The sequence below is a fragment of the Pseudomonas sp. MT92 genome (genome assembly GCF_058792515.1).
Window position 1 is genome coordinate 22,785 of record NZ_JBXAFA010000004.1, and the last position, 18,675, is coordinate 41,459.

Genomic DNA, 18,675 nt, shown 5'->3' on the forward strand with positions numbered 1-18,675 from the left:
TCAGAACGGTACGGCCACGGTGAGCTGGCTGTAAACGTTGGTGCCATTGCCGCCCACCTGATTCCCGCTGTTGCTTTCGTCTTTATTCGGCTTGTACAGGCCCAACAGTGGAGTGACGATCAGGTGTTCACTCACAGCCCATTCGGCGTACAGATCCAGTTCGCGACCATCGAGGTTCAGTGCGTCGCTTTTGTGCAGTGTCTTGTAGTCAAAGAACAGTGCGCCGACCGTCACCACGTCGACCGGTTTGACCTTCAACGCGACATGTTGGACCGAGGTGTTGCTATTGAAGGGGCCGGAATAATTGGAGGCCACTTCACCCTGGAACCAGGTGCCATAACCGCGGTTGAAGCCGTTGAACATCGAATCCCAGTTCTTTGAATAGCGGCTGTAGCGGTAAGTCAGGTCGGGCGACCAGGGCAAATCGGCGAAGGTGTAGCCGGCTTCGGTGTACCAGGCTTTTTCGTCGCCGGCGTCCTTGTCCTGCCAGGCATATTCGAAAGCAAAGTGGGCGTTTTCTATCCCGGCATTGCCCGCGCCACGAAGGCTATAGATGTTCATGCCTTCGCGTTGCTTCTGGAAGTCGCTGGCGTAGCGGTCGTCAACGTCGATGCCGTGGATGTAGGTCAAGCCCAGGGTACCCGGTGCTGCCGTGTATTCCAGCGTGCCGGCGGCCATTTCGGTGTTGGCTTGTGAGCGATTGTTGGACTTCATCCACATCATGCTGCCGTGTATGCCGTCTTTGCCCCCCAGGCGAACGACAGCAGTCTCGTCGAAAGCATGTCGAGCGGCCAGATAGTAGGCGCCTCCTCGATTGAGCTTGCCGTCGGCAGGTCCCTTGCCAAAATTCAGGCCGTCATCGTTGATGATGAAGCCGTCGCCGAGGGTGATGATCTGGCGGCCGAACGACAGGTCTACGCCGTCCTTGCCCAGGACTGGAAAGAGTTCGCCCGAACGCCATCCTGCAAAGGCTTCGTCGAATTTCGTGGTGCGCTCGGTGCCATCCGTAATACCCGCCGCATCACCGTCCCCCCAGGTGCCCGAACTGACCAGGTTGGCCGTTCCATAGACGCTCCCCGCGCTGCCAAGTGTCTGATCGACACTGAGTCCATATTTGATAAAACCTTCGCGCCAACTGGAGCCACCGGTGGTACCGTCATAGTTTTTGCGGCTGTTAAACATCCCGTAGACAGCCAGGAAGTTGCCTGTGACTTTAGTGTCTTCATCGGCATAAAGCTCGTAGGCGTAGGTGGACGAGTTGGCGGTCAACAGCGCGACGCCCAGGCCAATGGCCTTGGAAAGCGATCGTGTTTTCAGCGTTTGCTCCATTGTTACGTTCCCCAGCATTGTTGGTCGAGGGCGCATTAGGATGACTGGGAGGGAGGGAAGTCTTTGATCTGCGTGCCACGCAATTGACTCTGCCAGCCAGGCAGTGCTCCTTGGCAGGCAGCAACAAAACCGGCGGCAGACATGGGCAAGACGACGGACCGGGACGAGCGCAAAGTGATCCTGAACACGAGGCCGTTTCGATCAGGGACTGGCTGGGGAGGGCTTCATCGCCGGCTCCTTGAACGGCTCGATACATCCATCAAGAAATCCGCTTTCGAGGATCCGCACCATGTCGATCAATGACCGGCTCACACAGCATCTGAAACGGGGCAGCGTTGGTTTCCCAACCGCGTTGGCCAGCACCATCGGCCTGATCATGGCCAGTCCGGTGATTCTCACCGCGACCATGGGCTTTGGTATCGGCGGCAGCGCATTCGCGGTGGCCATGCTGATTGCGGCAGTCATGATGCTCGCCCAGGCGACGACCTTTGCCGAAGCGGCGTCGATCCTGCCAACCACCGGTTCGGTCTACGACTACATCAATTGCGGGATGGGGCGTTTCTTCGCGATCACCGGCACGTTGTCGGCGTACCTGATCGTGCATGTGTTCGCGGGCACCGCGGAAACCATTCTGTCCGGGGTCATGGCGCTGGTGAACTTCGAGCACCTCAATACCCTGGCAGAGAATGCCGGCGGTTCCTGGTTGCTCGGGGTAGGGTTCGTCGTCGTGTTCGGGGTTCTCAATGCGTTCGGCGTCAGCGCCTTTGGTCGCGCCGAGATCATTCTGACCTTCGGCATGTGGACCACGTTGATGGTGTTTGGCGTGTTGGGGCTGATCGCGGCACCGGCGGTACAACTGGATGGCTGGTTCGGCGTCTCTCTGGTGGGTACCGACTTGATCACCATTTTGTCGCTGGTGGGCATGGCCATGTTCATGTTCGTCGGTTGCGAGTTCGTGACGCCATTGGCGCCGGACTTGCGCAACTCGGCCAAGGTCATGCCCAAGGCCATGATTCTGGGACTGTTGAGTGTGGCCGCCTGCATGTTCATCTATGGCGCCGCGATGAAGCGTCAGGTCGAAAACGTGTTGCTGGATGCTGCCACGGGTGTGCATCTGCTCGATACTCCCATGGCCATTCCGAAGTTCGCCGAGCAGGTCATGGGGCATGTCGGCCCGATGTGGCTGGGGATCGGCTTTCTGTTTGCCGGTGCCGCCACGATCAACACGCTGATGGCGGGCGTGCCGCGAATTCTCTACGGCATGGCGGTGGACGGTGCGTTGCCCAAGATGTTCACGTATTTGCACCCGCGTTTCAAAACTCCGCTGTTGTGCATTCTGGTGGCGATGCTGATTCCGTGCCTGTATGCCCTGTGGTTGGGCGGCAACACCGATAACATCATGCACCTGGTACTGGCGGCGGTCTGTGCGTGGAGTTTTGCCTACCTGTTGGTGACTCTGTCCGTGGTCATCCTGCGGATTCGTCGTCCGGATCTGCCACGCGCTTATCGCTCGCCATTCTTCCCGTTGCCACAGATTCTCTCCAGCGTCGGCATCTTGCTGGGCATGTGGTTCATTACCCCGCCAGGGATGAACCCGGCGGATATCTACGTGCCGTTCGGGGTGATGCTCGGGATAACGGCGTCGTACGCCCTGTTCTGGACATTGGTGGTGCAGCGAGTCAATCCATTCAAGCCAGCTTCGGTCGAAGAAGTGCTGGCCAAGGAGTTTTCCCATGAGCTTGGCAACCCTCACAACGGGTATCTCGACCATGCTGCAAAAACTGTCTGAGATATTCAGTGCCCAGCGAGCCCCGGCAGGTTACCGACCAGGGGTCACGCTGGAGTACCTGCGGCGTAACCTCGCACGGGAGGGTTTTACCTCGACAGGCCCGGCCGAGGCCGTGCTGATTCTGGAAGAAGCCGACCTTCAGATCGACATTGTCGAGCGCACCGAATCGCAATTGCTGATGCACCTGGTGATGACGCAATTCATGATCAGGGTGCCCGCCTCAGAGGAGGGCAGTGCTCGCTTCGAGTTGCACCATGGCGGGTCGATTCGACGTACGGGATTGAGGTGTCGGCAACGGGCGGGAGACCCCGCTTTGGCAGCCAGGCTCCAGGCCTGCCTGGAAGAAGACCAGGCATTGCATCAATCGTTGATGGTGCTTGATTTCAAGACCCTGCAAATCGACCTGGACGGGCCTCAATGGCAGGTTCGGCTGGAGCATATGGGCGGTAGCGAGGTGGTCAACCGAATGCCGGCCTTTCGTCGTTACATCGCCCTGAGCGGCGAGCAACGTCAGGAATTGCTCAATGTGCTGGTGGGGTTTCAGCGGGTATTGAGCGGGCTCTGAATTCAGGAGTTGGCACCATAAGTGCTTCTGTAGTCGGTACCACGGATTTGTTGCGTCTATATAGATAACATGTTAACTATTAGCCAACAAAAACAAGATGCCACTGCGGAGATGCCCATGAGCACCTATCAGTCTGCGCAACATGGATTAGAAAACTGGACTCGGGATTTGCGAGCGGCCTGTGGCCATTTCGACACTGAACTGGCCTACAACCGTTCGCTGTTCATCGGCGAGGTTTCCAAACAGTCCAGGGGTGGTCTGTCACTGGCCAATCTGCGTACCAACGCCGGTTTGATCTCCCGCGACCGGCCCAATGCCGATCACGATAACGATCAACATTGTTTCCTGGTCAGCCAGCGCAGTGGCTATTGTCAGATCACCCAAAATGGCCAGGTCATTCAGTTGGCCCCGGGCGATATGTTGTTGATGGACTCCACAGGGTCGATCGAGATCAGCCCTTTCGGGCTTATCGAACATGCCTCGCTGTCGCTCTCGCGCAACGAGGTGTACAAACACCTGGGAAGCGCTTCGAGAACCTTTGGCAAGATTTCTTCCAGCAAGGCCTGTGGCCGTATGCTTCATGTGTTGATGGATCAACTGTGCAGGGAAGGGCAGATCGGGCAGGACTCGAGTGCAGAAGGTGAAGCGCTGCAATCAGCCTTTGTCTCGCTGCTCGGTTCCGCCTTCGAAATGGATGACACGCAGGGTGACAGCGCTGCATCCCTGCAGGGCAATAATCTGCGTAGCTATGTCCAGAAAGTCATTGAGGAATCCTTGACTCAGCCGGGGCTAAGCCCGGTGGGGCTCGCCAGTCGATTGAACATCTCGGTTCGTCATTTGTACCGGTTGTTCGAAGAGCAGGACGACAGTGTCTGCCGCTACATTCAGCGTGCGAGACTCAAACGAAGCGCGGATGACCTGACGAATCCGTTCTTGAAGAGTGAGTCGATCACATCGATCGCCTACAAGTGGGGGTTCACCGATTCCGCTCACTTCAGTCGATCGTTCAAGAAACAGTTCGACCTCTCGCCCAAGGACTTCCGCTCGACCCATTTGCAACAAGCGGTCGGAGCTGCGTAGGTCATTAATCTATTAACGAATTGATGTTGACCAAGGTGCTGGATAAGCTGGCGAAGGCTTCCTGCCGACGGGCAGGAAGCCACCACTAGCACTGATGTCGCTGGCCATGACTTGTCAGGACCGAGCACTGAGTCCTTATTTTATGAGTCAGGGAAAACGATGTCATGAAACCGCTCACCCCGTCGGCCAGCAATATTTGCGCAGTAGCGGTCGAACACTTTGCCGATCGCGGTTACGACGCTTCGTCCCTCAACGAGATCGCCGTCCGGGCGGGCATGCGCAAGGCGTCGCTTTACGCGCATTTTGTCAGCAAGGATGACCTGTTTCAGACGGTCTTCGAGATCGCCCTGGAACATGAGCATCAGTACATCAGCACCTGTTTCAAGGAAGAGGCCCGGCACACGGATATACCCGGTCAATTACACCTCGAACGTTTGATCGGACGCTATGACGTGTCGGCGCATCTGCGTTTTCTATTGCGCACGGCCTACTTCCCGCCGGCGGATATCCGCACAGTGATTACCACGGGGTTCGAGGGTTACCTGGCACGGATTCGCCGGTGCTTTCAGAGCGCCGCGCATGACAAATACCAGTCGGTGGGGGTTCAGCCTGAGCAGCTGGAAGTGTTCTGCGACGCCTATCTTGGCATTGTCGACAGCCTGCATGTGGAGCTGATCTATGCGACGCCGCAGGGTTACGTCAAACGGCTTGCAGCCTTGTCGCGTGTCTTCAGGGATTCCCTGTCGATGCTCGAAGGTGCAAGCCGTGGCTGATGGTGTCCAGGCGGCTCAGGTCGTTTGCCTGAGGTGCGAAATCACACCTCTGGCAAGGTCGATCCACCGTCAACGACGATAGTCTGTCCGGTGATGTAAGTGGCCAGGTCAGACGCAAGAAAGAGCATGGCCCCGGCAATATCCTCGGCAGAGCCGAGTCGTCCCAACGGTACCCGGTTGGCAATGTCGCCATTGACCTGATCGTCGCCCAGATTGGCCATGGCTGGCGTGGCAATCATGCCGGGCTCGACACCATTGACGCGCACGCCATGACAGGCCAGTTCCAGAGCGGCGTTGCGGATGAAACCGTTGACCCCGGCCTTCGACGCCGCGTAATGGCTCAGCCCCGGATAGGCCACCCGTGGACCGGTGACCGACGAGGTGACCAGCACGCAGCCAGCACCCTGACGCTGGAACATCGGCAAGGCGGCCTGGGTCAGCCAAAACAGTGCCGAGAGATTGACAGCCAGCGTGCGCTCGAGAATCGGGGGGGTGATCTCGGCGAACGGCGTCAGCGGAAAGTAGCCGGCGTTATGGATCAGAATATCCAACCGCCCCCAGTCTCGCTCCAACCCTTGAACCAGTTTGGCTACCGCTGTCGCGTCGGCCAGATCAATGTCCACAGCCTCAACCTGGCACGCTCGCGCCTTCAAGTCTGCAGCGACCGCCTGAGCTTGAGCCAGACGAAGATCGGCGATCATCACTCGCGCCCCGCGCAATGCGAAGGCTTCGACGATTGCCCGGCCAATGCCCTGCGCGCCACCGGTCACCAGTACCGTTTTACCGCTGAAATTGAAGTCTTCACGCATGGGCGGCCTCCATGTGAGCGTAAGCCAGCGTTGGCACATCGACGATGCTGGAACCCCCGTCGGCGACCACGGTCGCCCCTGTGATGATCGACGCGTCGGCGCTGGCGAGGAAGCGACAAACCCTGGCGATTTCGTCGGCGCTGGCAGGACGCCGCAAGGGCACATCGGCACAAACCCGGTCGTAGGCTTGCTGCAGCGTATCGCCATAGAAACTCATCAATGGCTGCATTTCCTCATCGGCCATCGGGGTCGTGACCCAGCCCGGACAAACCGCGTTCACCCGCACGCCGCGTGGCCCGTAGTCCCTGGCCAGTGAGCGGTTGAGCCCAAGCAATGCGTGCTTGGCAGTGGTGTAGCCGCACACTTCGGGTCCGGCGGCCAGAGAGGCTATGGAGCCGATCAGCACGATGTTGCCGGCATGTTCGATCAGCAGCGGCAGGCAGGCCCTGGCACTGTAGAACGCGCTGTCCAGATTGCTGCGCAGCGATGCTTCCCAGGTGTGCGGACTGGTCTGAGTCGCGCTGCCCACGCCATGGCCACCGGCACAAGCGAGCAGTACATCAAGCCGACCGAAGCGCTCACGAATCTGCGCAACGAATCCTTCCCACGTGTCCGGACAGGCCGCATCGCCGACCAGGATCAGGCCGCCGGTTTCCCGAGCAACCTGCTCCAAAGGCTCGCGTCGACGACCGACCAGAACCAGATGGGCACCTTCGGCCGCATACAGCCTCGCGCAAGCGGCACCGATGCCCGTTCCGGCCCCGGTGATGACAATCGTGCGTGACTCAGGCATCGGGATACTCCGTGCGATTGAGGACCTGGCAGTAGGAGCTGACCGGAAAGTTCGACAGCTCATCGAAGGACGCACCGGCATAGCCGAAGATCTTGCCGTCGCTGCGGTGCTGTTGCAGGTCGATCAATACCAGGCCCAGGGTGGGGATGATCTTTTCACGCCAGACGAACAGGTACAGTTGCTCGGCGATCTTGTAGTAATGGCAACGGTCGGTATCGCACAAGCCTTGCTCTACGCCCTTGAGGCACTGCCAGGCATAGAACTGATCGTTGAGATAAATGTGCTCGTACACTTCGCTGGGGCTATAGCGATACAGGTTGCGCAACCCGACCAATTCTCGGGTCGGCGCGTGTGGGCATTGGCCTTCTTGCCAGGGGCGGTCGAGGCTGCCCTGCAGAAATTGCACCTCAACCGACGTCAGGGGTTTACCGGCAAGCGCGCGGCTGTACAGTCCTTCCTGTGTTTCTGCCTGCGTCGGCATGCTCGCGATCACGGCGGTGAACGACGACGTGGCGGTGTCCAGGACCAGGCTCACCGACCACGCCTGACCGGCTTCGCGCTTGATGAAATCGACCAGATACAGGCCAGGACGCACGGACGTGGCGCGGTACGCGGCAGATCCGCTGGAGTGACCGTCAGCGGCGTTCCAGCTCAGTTCTGCTGTTTCGAAGCGATGCTCGATCTGCCAGCCGTTAGCGAAGTGCAGCGTGAAGGTCTTGCCGTTGAGATCGGCGAGGTTGGGCAGGATAAAAGCTTCTGGGGCGAAACCGTCGGCGAGGGCACCTACGGTGATCCAGTCAGATTGTGTGGTCATTGCATGGCTCCGGTTGAATGAGTTGACAACCTGGAGCATGCGGCCGGGACAGTGGTTCGCCTATCAACCAGATGGTTGAACCGGCTTACAGAAACAGCGCCCCCACCAGTTCGGTGCGGCTGGTCACGCCGGTCTTGCGGAACAGGTTGATCAAGTGGGTCTTGATGGTGGGAAGACCGACATCCAGCTCCAGGGCCAGTTGTTTGTTGCTGGCGCCCTGGCGCAACAACAACGCGATCTGACGCTCTTTGGGGGTCAGTCCTGACAGCGAATCTTCAAAGGGCTGCATGTTGGCAACCGCCATTTGCAGCAGCGCCTGCAAAGCACTGAGTTGAGCCAACTGATCTGCGGTGAAAGCACCTTGTGCAGCGGTGCGCAACAAGGAGATAGCGGCCTGAGGCTGGCCGGAGCGATGAGCAAGTATCTCTACGACGTCGACGACACCGTAGCGTTGCAGGAAGTCTCGATAGCGGCGACTGTCACGGCTGGGCTGTCGGGCCATGGCGAAACCAAGAGGTACCACCGCCAGACCGCTTGATTGACAATTGCGCGGTTGCAGCGGATCGAATTGACGATAGTTGTCCAGATAATCGCGATGCATTTCACCGCTCATCTGGTGCAACCGGAAGTCGCGGGCTTGCAGCTGTCGGTCGACACAATAAAACGCGGCCTGGCTGGCAGGAACGATTTGAGTGAAAGCCTGCAGGCAATGGCCAGCGACTTCCTGGGCAGGGATGGCGTTCATGGTCGGTCACTTCGCCAAAAGGCTGCCGGCGTGAGCCGGCAGCGGGTAACGGTCAGGCAACCGCGAAATAATGCTTCACGAAGCTTTCGCTGACAATGTCCCAGAGCACAGGCGTGCCCTTGGTCACGAACCAGCTGTCGCCGGCCTTGTAGCGAGTGCTCTGGCCCGTGGATTCGTCAGTCAAGACCACTTCGCCGGTGACCACGGTGGCTTGTTCTGAAAATGGGTAGACCATGCGGAATTTGCCTTGGGTGGTGCCGAAATACGCGCTGCTAACTGGATCGGTCGGTGCGCCGAACGTCATTTTCCCAAAGGCTTTGACTTCGCCTTCGAGGATTTCGGAGCCGAGGTCGGCGACAGTGCCCCAGGCGTCGAGCTCGGACAGTTGGATGTCTTTCTTGAGAGTGGTAACGGGCATGGCAGTTCTCCTGTGAATGAAAGGGTGGGGATCAACGGCGACCGTTGAAATAGCCCGAGAGTTGGTGAAGGCTTTTGCCGGCCGTCAGCAGCAGCGGGCGGATGTGATCTTTGCCCATGATTTGCGCATGTTTGACCGAGCTGATCAGGTCGTAGCGGGAAGATCCTTCACTCATGCCCTCTGCCAATACCTTGCAAATGATGTGGCTGGGCGTCACCCCGAAGCCGGCGTAACCCTGCACAAAAAAGGCGTTGGGACGACCGCTGAGCGTGCCGATTTGAGGGAAGAGATTGGCCCCGGTCGCCATCGGACCACCCCATGCCAGGTCGATTTTTACGTCCTTCAGGTACGGGAAAATTTTCAGCATCAGGTTGCGGTTCCACGCCTTCAAGTCTTGCGGGATGTGCTCGACAAAGGGCGTCGCGGCACCAAACAGCAGACGGTTTTCATTGGTGACACGGTAATAGTCGATCACTGGCCGAATATCGCTGTAGGCGCCGCGTATTGGACTGATGCGGTTAATCATTTCTTCCGATAGCGGTTCGGTCATCAACTGGAAGGCGTAAGTGTTCAACGTGGTCTTGTGCAGTTCCGGTTCCAGTTTGTTGAGGAAACTGTCACAGGCCCACAGTAACTTGGAGGCTTTCACCGAGCCCCGGCCCGTGCGTACGGTGATGCGTTCGCCATAACTGACTTCCAGGGCCGGGCTGTGTTCGTAGATGCGCACACCGTGCCCGACCAGTGCCTTGGCTTCGCCCAACAACAGATTCAGTGAGTGAACATGCCCGCCGCCCATGTGCAGCAGCGCGCTGGTGTAAGCATCGGAGCCAATGATCTGTTTGACCTCGGACCCTGCCATAAAACGGATTTCGTCCTTGGTATTGATCGACTTGAAGTCTTTCTCCCAGGCGCGCAGGGTCTTTTCCTGGCGGGCGTTGAAGCCCATGTAGCCATAGCCGTTGCAGAAGTCAGCATCGATTGAGTATTTGGCGATTCGATCCTTGATGATGCCGGCGCCCAGCTCACTGATCTCAAAGATCTCGCGCAGCCCTTGCTCGCCCACGTGCTTCTTGATCTTTTCAAGGTCGTGGCCGATGCCCGCCATGATCTGTCCGCCGTTGCGGCCAGTACCACCAAACCCCAGGTAACGCGCTTCCAGCACCACGATATTGGTGATGCCTTTTTCAGCCAGTTCCAGCGCCGTGTTGATGCCGGAGAAACCGCCACCAATCACGACGACATCCGCCTCCACGTCCTGCTCAAGGGTCGGAAAGCTGAGGTTGTATTTTTTGGTTGCCGAGTAGTAGGTAGGCGTTTCGATATTGATCATGGCGCAGCCTGGAAAAGTGAAGGGAAACTCAACTGCAGGGCCTACAAGAAGCTCTGTACCTGTTGGGTGGTATTAAGTGCCTTCCGACCGGTAGGTGTCTTGATCCTGTGTGCCGCGAGTTTTGACCGTGGCTGCCAGAATTGGAAAGGCTCGCGGTCCGCGCGAGAATCCGATCAAGCGCAACGGGATTTCACGACGCTTCGTAATGATCAGGAACGCGCAATGCTGAGCGGAGGATGATAGAGTTTAGTTAATTTATTAACTAACGATGAGTTCGAACGTATTCCGATGTCCAGGCCGCGCCAATCTTTGACCCTCACATTGCTCCAGGCTCGCGAAGCCGCAATGGGTTTTTTTCGTCCCTCTTTGAATCAGCACGGGTTGACCGAGCAGCAATGGCGGGTCATTCGTATCCTCAGTCAGCACGAGGAGCTGGAAATCAATCGCCTGGCGGAGCTGGCATGCATCCTCAAGCCGAGCATGACCGGCGTGCTGGTGCGCATGGAGGCCGCAGGCATGGTCGAACGGCGTAAGGCGGAGCAGGATCAACGACGAGTGCTGGTGCGGCTGGCGGAAAAGGGGCGGGCCTGCTTCAGCTCGATGAGTCAGAGTATGGAAGCGAATTATCAGCGGCTGCAGGCTGGTTTTGGCGAGGAGAAGTTGCAGACGTTATTGACGTTGCTCAACGAGTTGAAAGCGCTCAAGCGCTAGCGGGAAACGATTGCTGTCATCGGCTTCGATCCATTGGCCATTGACGTAAATCTGTGCGCGCAGCAGTTTCAAATCGTTGAGTCTCGTCGGCTATCTCGAAGGAATCAGTACACGCCGCCGGAGCTGGTAGGCGCCGGAGCATCTTTGAAGGTGGCAGCGAGGGTTTGCAGGCCGCGCATCAAGACGGTGGTGTCGACGCCGACAGCCACGAACGCCGCGCCCAATTCGATGTAACGCCTGGCCAGTTTCTGATCGGCGCTGAGAATGCCGGCCGCTTTGCCGGCTTTCTGGATGCGGGCGATGGCGTCCTCGATCGCGGCCTGAACGTCGGGATGGCCCGGATTGCCGCGAAAACCCATGGAGGCGCTCAAGTCCGCCGGGCCGATGAAGACCCCGTCGACACCCTCTACCGCCGCAATCGCGTCCAGATTGGCCAGGCCCTCTTGATTCTCGATCTGAACCAGCAGACACATTTGCTCATCGGCCTTGTCGAGGTAGCCGGGGATACTGTTCCAGCGCGATGCGCGGGCCAATGCACTGCCTACGCCGCGAACGCCGCTGGGTGGGTAGTGGATGGCTCGGACCAGTTCCCGTGCCTGTTCCGCGCTTTCAACCATGGGCACCAGTAACGTTTGCACGCCAATATCGAGTACTTGCTTGATCAATGCTGTATCGCCAATGACCGGGCGAATCACCGGATGGCTGGGGTAGGGCGCCACGGCCTGGAGCTGGCCGAGCATACCGCGCAGGTCGTTGGGCGCATGTTCGCCATCGATCAACAGCCAATCGAAACCGGCGTTGGCCGCCAGTTCTGCGCAGTACGGGTCGGCAAGCCCGAGCCAAAGACCGATCTGCGCTTCACCGCTTTGCAGGCGAAGCTTGAAGGTGTTAACAGGCATATCCATTGTGCGGGTCTCCGGTCAAACGAAACGACAGGCAATAGAGCCCAGCATGTCGTAATCAACATGGAAGGTATCGCCAGGGTTTGCGGCTACAGGACGGGTGAAGGAACCGCCCAGGATGATTTGTCCGGGTTGCAGAGTGACGTCGTAAGCCGCCAGTTTGTTGGCGAGCCAGGCCACACCCTTCGCCGGGTGATTGAGCACTGCGGCGGAGACACCGGACTCTTCGATTACGCCATTGCGGTAGAGCACGGCTGGCACTTTGCGCAAGTCGATCTCCGTCGGACGCACCGCGCGACCGCCCATGACCACGCCGGCGTTGGCGGCGTTGTCGGAGATGGTGTCGAACACTTGGCGAGTTGCCTTGGTTTGCGGGTCAATCTGCTGGATGCGCGCGTCGATGATTTCCAGCGCCGGGATCACCCATTCGGTGGCGTCCAACACATCAAAGACCGTCACATTCGGGCCTTTCAGGGGTTTGCCCAGAATGAACGCCAGCTCGACTTCTACCCGCGGCACGATAAAACGTTCAAACGGAATGTCGGTGCCTTCGTCGAAGAACATGTCATCGAGAAGAGCGCCGTAATCCGGCTCGGTGATGTTGGACGAGACCTGCATGGCCCGCGAGGTCAGGCCGATTTTGTGCCCGACCAGTTTTCTGCCGTCCTTGATTTTCTGCGCGACCCAAGCACGTTGAATGGCGTACGCGTCTTCGATGGTGATGGCTGGATGATCCAGGGAAAACTGACGGACCTGCTCGCGTGAACGCTCGGCGTGGTCGAGGCGGGCGGCGGCTTGCTGAATGAGTTGTTGGTCAAGCATGACATTGATCTCTTACTGAGGGTTGACGATGGCGGCCTGGGTGCGCAGCACCAGAAAACCACCGAGTGCGATGAGAAGTGCCAGGACATAAAGGGCCAGGCTGGCACTCTGGGTTGTGTCGCGCATCCAGCCGATCAGATAGGGCGCGAAAAACGACGCGATGCTTCCGAAGGAACTGATCAGGGCAATGCCGGCGGCTTGGGTATTGTTGGAAAGAAAGGCGGGCGGGAACTGCCAGAACATCGGCAACGCCGCGCTGGCCCCCATGCCGGCGAGGATCAAACCACTGAGCACCCACGTCGGGTTGGTGGGGGAGAGTCCGGCGACAGCGATACCGACAGCAGACATCAGCAAGGGAACGCAGAGGTGCCAGCGGCGTTCACGGTGACGATCGGACGAACGCCCACAGCCGATCATAAAAAAGCAACCGGCCAGATAAGGCACGGCACTGAGCAGGCCGACCTTGCCGTCGCTGCCGATCCCCGCTCCGTGAATCAGCGTAGGCATCCAGAAGGCGAGGGTGTTGACCGCCAGCATCACCGCGAAATACACCGCCACCAGCAGCCACACCTGCGGGTTAGTGAGAATGGCTGATAGCGAGGTGATCGATTTGCGGTGTTCTTCTTTGTTCAGTTGCTCGCGCAATTGTTGCTTCTGCTGCAGGGTCAGCCACTTGACCGTCTCGAAGCTGTCCGGCAAGCACTTGAGCACCACCAGCCCGAGCAGGATGACGGGCGTACCTTCGATGACGAACATCCATTGCCAGCCGCGCAGGCCGCCAAAGTCATGAAAGTGCTCGAGGATGCCACCCGAGAGCGGACCACCGATGACACCGGCCATCGGCACCGCGATTGCAAACAGTGCGGTTATTTGCGCTCGGCGGCCGGCCGGATACCAGCGGTTGAGAAACACCAGTATGCCCGGGAAAAAACCGGCCTCGGCCACCCCCAGCAAGAAGCGAAGGACATAGAACCCCATAGCACTGTCGATCAAAAACATGCAGGTCGACAACGCCCCCCAGACGACCATCAGCGTGGCAATCCAGCGTCTGGGGCCAACACGGTCCAGGGCCATGTTGCTGGGTACGCCAAACAGCGCGTAGGCGATGAAGAACAGACCGGCGCCAAGGCCATAGACCGTGTCGCTGAAATTCAAGTCGGCGCTCATCTGCATCTTCGCGAAGCCAATGTTGATGCGGTCGAGGTGAGCGAAGAGGTAGCAGATCAACAACAACGGCATCAGCCGCCAGGTGATGGTGCTGTGGGTTCGGTCGCGTGCGAGGGTGTTGAGGGTGTCGGCGGTATTGGCTGTGCTCATGGTTTTATACTTTTTGTCTGAGGGGCCGATGGAACGAACGGGCAGGCCGGGTTAGCGGGCTTGAGCTTTGAGGAAGGCGTGGACGTTGTTTTCCTTGAAGTTGAGTTGCTCGTGCAGTTCGATCATTTCGAATGACAAGGCCAGCAGGCGCTGAGCCTGAAGGTCGGCGAAGTGCCGGGTAATAACGTCGAAGAGTGTCTGCGCGACTTTCTGGCGCGTGGCCAGATCACGGCCATGACCGACCTTCAAGGTCATGTGGACGAAGGCGTAGTCATGCTTGCCGTCGGCCATGCGCCAGGTGTCCAGGCGCACGCCCCGGCTACGGATTCCACCTAGGGGGAACACGCCACTGTTACCCAGTGTTTCGTGGACTTTTTCGAACAGCCCGGGCAAGTCGGCTTGCTGTTCAATGTTGTCGGTGTACTCAGCAATGAAGTGGGGCATGAACGGCTCCTTCAGGCCGCGCGGGAGGGCCGCGCGGCCGTACAGTCAAACAGGGAAAATGGCGTTGAGCTGACCGGTGCCTGAACTACCGAAGGGTTCGGTAATGATTTCGGCGGGCTTGTCGTAATTCGGTCCGCCAAGCAAGCCGAGGAGCATGGCGGTGTCATGCATCTTGCCTTCGCCGAAACAGTGCTCGGCGTAGTCCGGGAGCATGGCGCAGAACTCTTTCCAGCGACCCTGGCGCCAGAGATTCACGACGTGCAGGTCGACTTGTTTGTCGAACTCACGGGTCCAGTTATGAATGTTGGCTTCGGCATCGCGATCATCGGAAAAGCGGTGCGACAGCGATCCGGACGCCAGCACAAGGACCTTGCGGTCACTCTTCTCGATGGCACGGCGTACGGCGGCGCCGAAGGTGAAGCTGTCTTGCAGGCGATGCCAGGCGCACCAGGCGGCAATCGAAACGACATTGAATTTCTGGTCTTGCGGTACTCCCATGTGCATATAGCGCATCGGCACCAGGGTTCCGTATTCCAGCTCAAGGCTGGGAATGTTGTGAGCCAGGGTGCGCACGTCGGCGGCGTTGGCCTCGGCGGCGATCAACTCGCCCAATTCAGGACAGCCCGGGTACTCGTACTCCATGTTTTTAATGAAGTGCGGTAATTCGTTGCTGGTGTAGATGCCTTTGAAATGCTCGCCACAGTTAACGTGGTAAGCGCTGTTGACCAGCCAGTGCACATCGAACACCACGGCAGTATCGGCACCCAGCTCACGGGCGCGACGACCGATTTCCTTATGCCCGGCAATGGCCGCTTCACGGCAGCCATGGTGTTTGCCGGGAAGCTCCGACAAGTACATCGAGGGGACGTGGCAGATTTTCGCGGCCAGGACGACTTCGCCCATGATGATTCTCCTGAAATTGTTGTTATGCGTTTAAACCCGACATTGAGCGAAGCCGCGACAGGCCGATGCGCGACCCTCGCGGACTTCAGCAATCGATAGGCCGGTTACAGTCCCCACCGGGGAATGTGATGGCTGCCCATCGAGATGCAGATGTTCTTGATCTCGGCGAACACTTCAAAGCTGTACTGGCCGCCTTCACGGCCCGTGCCAGAGCCTTTCACACCACCGAACGGCTGGCGCAGATCGCGCACGTTCTGGCTGTTGATGAACACCATGCCCGCTTCGATGCCATAGGCCAGGCGGTGCGCCTTGCCGATATCCTGAGTCCAGATGTACGACGCCAGGCCGTACTCTGTGTCGTTGGCCAGTTGCAGGGCTTCGGCTTCATCCTTGAACGGGATCAGGCACACCACCGGGCCGAAGATTTCTTCCTGGGCAATGCGCATTTTATTGTTCACGTCGGCGAACACCGTCGGCTGGATAAACTGACCTTTGCTCAAGTGAGCTGGCAGGTTGGCCGGACGCTCCAGGCCGCCGGCGACGAGGCTGGCGCCTTCTTCGATACCGATCTTGATGTAGCCGGTGACCTTGTCGTAGTGGGCCTGGGTGATCATCGAACCGACCTGGGTTTTCGGGTCTTGCGGATCCCCGACGATCAAGCGTTTGGCACGTGCCGCGAACTCAGCCACGAACTGCGGGTAAACACTTTCCTGAATGAAGATACGGCTACCAGCGGTGCAGCGCTCGCCATTGAGCGAGAAGATGGTGAACAGCGCCGCGTCCAGGGCTCGCTCAAGGTCCGCATCTTCGAATATCAGCACCGGCGACTTGCCGCCCAGCTCCATGGAGTACTTTTTCAGGCCTGCGGTCTGCATGATTTTCTTGCCGGTGGCGGTGCCGCCGGTGAAGGAAATTGCGCGAACGTCCGGGTGCCGCACCAGGGCATCTCCTGCCGTCGCGCCATAGCCCTGAATAACGTTCAGTACACCCTTGGGAATGCCGGCTTCGACGGCCAGGCGACCCAGTTCGTTTGCGGTCAGCGGCGACAGCTCGGACATTTTCAGAACGGCGGTATTGCCCAGCGCCAGGCACGGCGCGGTCTTCCAGGTGGCCGTCATGAACGGTACGTTCCAGGGCGAAACCAGGCCGCAAACACCTACCGGTTGATAGAGGGTGTAGTTGAGCATCTGGTCATCGACCGGGTAGCTGTGCCCGTCCATGCGCGTGCAGACTTCGGCAAAAAAGTCGAAGTTATGCGAAGCGCGTGGAATCAATACATTTTTGGTCTGGTGAATTGGCAGGCCGGTATCGAGGGTTTCCAGTTCGGCCAGGTGCGGCACATTTTGCTCGATCAGTTCGCCAAGCTTGCGCATCAGCCGGGCACGTTCCTTGGCTGGCGTGTTAGCCCACTTTGGAAACGCTTCCTTGGCTGCGGCCACCGCCTGAGCCACTTCATCGGCACCGCCGCTGGCGACTTCACCAATCGCTTCACCGGTGGCCGGGTTGTAATTGACGAACACATCTTTGCTTTCGACCTCGCGGCCGTTGATCCAGTGTTTGATCATGGTGCTCAAGCCTCTTTCTGCGCGGAGAAGAATTCCGCTTCGCTGACAATCCGATTGACCAGGCGGCCTACACCTTCGACTTCCACGATGACTTCATCGCCCTGCACCACATCGGCCAGACCTTCAGGCGTGCCCGTGGCGATCATGTCGCCCGGCTGCAGGGTCATGAAGCTGGACAGGTATTCGATCAGGTAGGGGATGTCGAAAATCATGTCCCTGGTGCTGCCTTCCTGACGCAGTTCACCGTTGATCCAGGTGCGCAGCTTCAGGTTGCCCGGGTCCGGCACGTCGGCCACATCGACGATCCAAGGGCCGACGGGGGTCGTGGCGTCGCGATTCTTCACCCGCAAGTTGGGCCGGTAGTAATTTTCCAGGTAGTCGCGGATCGCGTAGTCGTTGCACACGGTGTACCCGGCCAGGTACTCCAGGGCATTTTCACGCTTGACGTTGCGTGCCGGCTTGCCGATGACGGCAACGAGCTCACACTCGTAGTGCATGTACGCGACGTTGTCGGGGCGCCATGTCACCTGGTTGTGGCCGGTGTAAGTCCCCGGGGATTTGATGAATGCCAGCGGTTCGGTCGGCGGCTTGAATGCGAGTTCTGCGGCGTGGTCGGCATAGTTCAAACCCAGGGCAAACATGCTGCCGGTCGCCGGTGGCAGCCATTGCACCTGATCTTCGGCCAGCAGGCGACCGTCAGCCAGGCGTACGGCGTTATTGTCTTCGACATGGGCGAGGTGGACTTCGCCTTCAAAGTGTATGCGGGCGTGTTTCATGGAGGCTCCTGTTACTCGGCCACGATGGGGTTGGCGAGGCGGCCCAGGCCGCTGATTTCGACTTCGACGATGTCGCCCGGCTGCACATCGACGCGATCTTCCGGGGTTCCGGTGATCAGGACATCGCCTTCGTGCAGGGTCATGAACTCGCTGATTTCGGCGATCAGCAAAGGAATGTTGCGGACAAAGTTGGCTGTGGTGTTTTGCTGGCGAATCACGCCATTGACGTACAGCTTGATGGCCAGACTGTGTGGGTCGGCGAGTTGTGTGGTCGGGACCAGTTCGGGGCCGATGGCACAGAAACCATCACGGCATTTTGCTTTGACAGCAGGGCGGTAGTAGCTGTCTTCCGGCAGGCTGAATTCGTTGACGATGGTGTAGCCGGCCACGTAATCGAGTGCCTCGTCTGGACGGACCCGGCTGGCTGTCTTGCCGATCACAACCCCTAATGCCGGCCCTGGCTGCAGACGCTCGCCATTTCCGGGATGCACGACATCGGCCCCGTGCTGATTGCGCGTGTTGGGCGTCTTGATGAACAGCACCGGTTTGATGGGCGGTTTCTGATAAGGCGGCTGTTCGAATTCGGCGAGGCGCTGTTTCAGCAGTCCCTGATAGTTCAGCGCGACACCGAAAAGGGTGCCGGTCGCGACGTCATGCAAGGCACGGCTCATGCTTTTCTCCTGGCAGAGCCATGAGGGCTCTGTAATTTCGTTAATGTGTTAACAGTTATAATTAATATGTTAATTATCGTCAAGCGTGGCAGACTGTCCGCACAGTGGTTGTGGGACCG

At 58.7% G+C, this 18,675-nt stretch carries 20 protein-coding genes; 5 read left to right on the forward strand and 15 right to left on the reverse strand.

From position 1 onward, the window contains the following. Positions 1-1,329, reverse strand: a complete 1,329-nt coding sequence (locus AC1Q6D_RS08395; protein WP_103404711.1) for an alginate export family protein — start codon at positions 1,327-1,329, stop codon at positions 1-3. 289 nt (positions 1,330-1,618) lie between these two features. Between AC1Q6D_RS08395 and AC1Q6D_RS08400 the strand changes: the two genes are divergently transcribed. From AC1Q6D_RS08400 to AC1Q6D_RS08415, 4 genes are all read left to right on the forward strand, one after another. Next, on the forward strand, positions 1,619-3,118 hold the full coding sequence (locus tag AC1Q6D_RS08400; protein ID WP_047529671.1) for an APC family permease: 1,500 nt from the start codon (positions 1,619-1,621) through the stop codon (positions 3,116-3,118). After that, a complete protein-coding gene (locus AC1Q6D_RS08405) occupies positions 3,099-3,683 on the forward strand; it encodes a DUF3156 family protein (RefSeq protein ID WP_103404710.1) in 585 nt (194 codons plus the stop codon). Before AC1Q6D_RS08400 ends, AC1Q6D_RS08405 begins: the two co-directional genes overlap by 20 nt. Positions 3,684-3,800: 117 nt before the next feature. Then, positions 3,801-4,763, forward strand: coding sequence for a transcriptional regulator FeaR (feaR, locus tag AC1Q6D_RS08410; RefSeq protein ID WP_047529668.1), 963 nt, complete (start codon positions 3,801-3,803; stop codon positions 4,761-4,763). Positions 4,764-4,927: 164 nt separating this feature from the next. Next, positions 4,928-5,536 carry a TetR family transcriptional regulator gene (locus tag AC1Q6D_RS08415; RefSeq protein WP_103404709.1) on the forward strand — a complete coding sequence of 203 codons (609 nt, stop codon included), beginning with the start codon at positions 4,928-4,930 and terminating at the stop codon, positions 5,534-5,536. A gap of 41 nt (positions 5,537-5,577) precedes the next feature. Here the strand turns inward: AC1Q6D_RS08415 and AC1Q6D_RS08420 are convergent, their stop codons facing one another. The 6 genes from AC1Q6D_RS08420 to AC1Q6D_RS08445 form a co-directional block, all read right to left on the reverse strand. Beyond that, a complete protein-coding gene (locus AC1Q6D_RS08420) occupies positions 5,578-6,345 on the reverse strand; it encodes an SDR family oxidoreductase (protein WP_103404708.1) in 768 nt (255 codons plus the stop codon). After that, the gene (locus AC1Q6D_RS08425; protein WP_103404707.1) at positions 6,338-7,138 is read right to left on the reverse strand and encodes an SDR family NAD(P)-dependent oxidoreductase; all 801 of its coding nucleotides are present in this window, start codon (positions 7,136-7,138) and stop codon (positions 6,338-6,340) included. The genes AC1Q6D_RS08420 and AC1Q6D_RS08425 overlap by 8 nt, the downstream gene beginning before the upstream one ends. After that, positions 7,131-7,952: a molybdenum cofactor biosynthesis F family protein gene (locus AC1Q6D_RS08430; RefSeq protein WP_103404706.1), complete on the reverse strand. Its 822-nt coding sequence runs from the start codon at positions 7,950-7,952 to the stop codon at positions 7,131-7,133. The genes AC1Q6D_RS08425 and AC1Q6D_RS08430 overlap by 8 nt, the downstream gene beginning before the upstream one ends. Positions 7,953-8,037: 85 nt before the next feature. Further along, a complete protein-coding gene (locus tag AC1Q6D_RS08435) occupies positions 8,038-8,697 on the reverse strand; it encodes a helix-turn-helix transcriptional regulator (RefSeq protein WP_103404705.1) in 660 nt (219 codons plus the stop codon). Positions 8,698-8,749: 52 nt separating this feature from the next. Next, positions 8,750-9,115 (reverse strand): cupin domain-containing protein, encoded by a 366-nt coding sequence (locus AC1Q6D_RS08440; RefSeq protein ID WP_047529659.1) that lies wholly within the window; start codon positions 9,113-9,115, stop codon positions 8,750-8,752. 31 nt (positions 9,116-9,146) lie between these two features. After that, a complete protein-coding gene (locus tag AC1Q6D_RS08445; protein ID WP_103404704.1) occupies positions 9,147-10,445 on the reverse strand; it encodes an NAD(P)/FAD-dependent oxidoreductase in 1,299 nt (432 codons plus the stop codon). A 288-nt stretch (positions 10,446-10,733) separates the two neighbouring features. Between AC1Q6D_RS08445 and hpaR the strand changes: the two genes are divergently transcribed. Beyond that, positions 10,734-11,156 carry a homoprotocatechuate degradation operon regulator HpaR gene (gene hpaR, locus AC1Q6D_RS08450; protein ID WP_103404703.1) on the forward strand — a complete coding sequence of 141 codons (423 nt, stop codon included), beginning with the start codon at positions 10,734-10,736 and terminating at the stop codon, positions 11,154-11,156. A 104-nt stretch (positions 11,157-11,260) separates the two neighbouring features. Here the strand turns inward: hpaR and hpaI are convergent, their stop codons facing one another. The 8 genes from hpaI to AC1Q6D_RS08490 all read right to left on the reverse strand — a co-directional run bounded on the left by hpaI (position 11,261) and on the right by AC1Q6D_RS08490 (position 18,556). Beyond that, a complete protein-coding gene (gene hpaI, locus AC1Q6D_RS08455; RefSeq protein WP_047529654.1) occupies positions 11,261-12,061 on the reverse strand; it encodes a 4-hydroxy-2-oxoheptanedioate aldolase in 801 nt (266 codons plus the stop codon). Positions 12,062-12,076: 15 nt separating this feature from the next. After that, positions 12,077-12,880, reverse strand: coding sequence for a 2-oxo-hept-4-ene-1,7-dioate hydratase (gene hpaH / locus AC1Q6D_RS08460; protein ID WP_103404702.1), 804 nt, complete (start codon positions 12,878-12,880; stop codon positions 12,077-12,079). Between the two features lie 12 nt (positions 12,881-12,892). Further along, positions 12,893-14,197, reverse strand: coding sequence for an MFS transporter (locus AC1Q6D_RS08465; RefSeq protein ID WP_103404701.1), 1,305 nt, complete (start codon positions 14,195-14,197; stop codon positions 12,893-12,895). A gap of 51 nt (positions 14,198-14,248) precedes the next feature. Beyond that, positions 14,249-14,641, reverse strand: a complete 393-nt coding sequence (locus AC1Q6D_RS08470) for a tautomerase family protein (protein WP_047529648.1) — start codon at positions 14,639-14,641, stop codon at positions 14,249-14,251. A 45-nt stretch (positions 14,642-14,686) separates the two neighbouring features. Then, positions 14,687-15,544 carry a 3,4-dihydroxyphenylacetate 2,3-dioxygenase gene (gene hpaD / locus AC1Q6D_RS08475; RefSeq protein WP_047529646.1) on the reverse strand — a complete coding sequence of 286 codons (858 nt, stop codon included), beginning with the start codon at positions 15,542-15,544 and terminating at the stop codon, positions 14,687-14,689. 104 nt (positions 15,545-15,648) lie between these two features. After that, a complete protein-coding gene (hpaE, locus tag AC1Q6D_RS08480; protein WP_103404700.1) occupies positions 15,649-17,109 on the reverse strand; it encodes a 5-carboxymethyl-2-hydroxymuconate semialdehyde dehydrogenase in 1,461 nt (486 codons plus the stop codon). Between the two features lie 5 nt (positions 17,110-17,114). Continuing rightward, positions 17,115-17,885, reverse strand: coding sequence for a fumarylacetoacetate hydrolase family protein (locus tag AC1Q6D_RS08485; protein ID WP_103404699.1), 771 nt, complete (start codon positions 17,883-17,885; stop codon positions 17,115-17,117). A gap of 11 nt (positions 17,886-17,896) precedes the next feature. After that, positions 17,897-18,556, reverse strand: a complete 660-nt coding sequence (locus AC1Q6D_RS08490) for a fumarylacetoacetate hydrolase family protein (protein ID WP_103404698.1) — start codon at positions 18,554-18,556, stop codon at positions 17,897-17,899. Positions 18,557-18,675: the final 119 nt, after the last annotated feature.

What these genes read in the sequence shown, in the direction of transcription:
- AC1Q6D_RS08465 (WP_103404701.1), bottom strand. Translation starts at nt 14,197, where the DNA reads ATGAGCACAGCCAATACCGCCGACACCCTCAACACCCTCGCACGCGAC.
- hpaR (WP_103404703.1), top strand. Translation starts at nt 10,734, where the DNA reads ATGTCCAGGCCGCGCCAATCTTTGACCCTCACATTGCTCCAGGCTCGC.
- AC1Q6D_RS08405 (WP_103404710.1), top strand. Translation starts at nt 3,099, where the DNA reads ATGCTGCAAAAACTGTCTGAGATATTCAGTGCCCAGCGAGCCCCGGCA.
- AC1Q6D_RS08470 (WP_047529648.1), bottom strand. Translation starts at nt 14,641, where the DNA reads ATGCCCCACTTCATTGCTGAGTACACCGACAACATTGAACAGCAAGCC.
- AC1Q6D_RS08485 (WP_103404699.1), bottom strand. Translation starts at nt 17,885, where the DNA reads ATGAAACACGCCCGCATACACTTTGAAGGCGAAGTCCACCTCGCCCAT.
- hpaE (WP_103404700.1), bottom strand. Translation starts at nt 17,109, where the DNA reads ATGATCAAACACTGGATCAACGGCCGCGAGGTCGAAAGCAAAGATGTG.
- hpaH (WP_103404702.1), bottom strand. Translation starts at nt 12,880, where the DNA reads ATGCTTGACCAACAACTCATTCAGCAAGCCGCCGCCCGCCTCGACCAC.
- feaR (WP_047529668.1), top strand. Translation starts at nt 3,801, where the DNA reads ATGAGCACCTATCAGTCTGCGCAACATGGATTAGAAAACTGGACTCGG.
- AC1Q6D_RS08435 (WP_103404705.1), bottom strand. Translation starts at nt 8,697, where the DNA reads ATGAACGCCATCCCTGCCCAGGAAGTCGCTGGCCATTGCCTGCAGGCT.
- AC1Q6D_RS08420 (WP_103404708.1), bottom strand. Translation starts at nt 6,345, where the DNA reads ATGCGTGAAGACTTCAATTTCAGCGGTAAAACGGTACTGGTGACCGGT.
- hpaI (WP_047529654.1), bottom strand. Translation starts at nt 12,061, where the DNA reads ATGGATATGCCTGTTAACACCTTCAAGCTTCGCCTGCAAAGCGGTGAA.
- AC1Q6D_RS08425 (WP_103404707.1), bottom strand. Translation starts at nt 7,138, where the DNA reads ATGCCTGAGTCACGCACGATTGTCATCACCGGGGCCGGAACGGGCATC.
- AC1Q6D_RS08430 (WP_103404706.1), bottom strand. Translation starts at nt 7,952, where the DNA reads ATGACCACACAATCTGACTGGATCACCGTAGGTGCCCTCGCCGACGGT.
- AC1Q6D_RS08400 (WP_047529671.1), top strand. Translation starts at nt 1,619, where the DNA reads ATGTCGATCAATGACCGGCTCACACAGCATCTGAAACGGGGCAGCGTT.
- AC1Q6D_RS08490 (WP_103404698.1), bottom strand. Translation starts at nt 18,556, where the DNA reads ATGAGCCGTGCCTTGCATGACGTCGCGACCGGCACCCTTTTCGGTGTC.
- AC1Q6D_RS08440 (WP_047529659.1), bottom strand. Translation starts at nt 9,115, where the DNA reads ATGCCCGTTACCACTCTCAAGAAAGACATCCAACTGTCCGAGCTCGAC.
- AC1Q6D_RS08395 (WP_103404711.1), bottom strand. Translation starts at nt 1,329, where the DNA reads ATGGAGCAAACGCTGAAAACACGATCGCTTTCCAAGGCCATTGGCCTG.
- AC1Q6D_RS08415 (WP_103404709.1), top strand. Translation starts at nt 4,928, where the DNA reads ATGAAACCGCTCACCCCGTCGGCCAGCAATATTTGCGCAGTAGCGGTC.
- hpaD (WP_047529646.1), bottom strand. Translation starts at nt 15,544, where the DNA reads ATGGGCGAAGTCGTCCTGGCCGCGAAAATCTGCCACGTCCCCTCGATG.
- AC1Q6D_RS08445 (WP_103404704.1), bottom strand. Translation starts at nt 10,445, where the DNA reads ATGATCAATATCGAAACGCCTACCTACTACTCGGCAACCAAAAAATAC.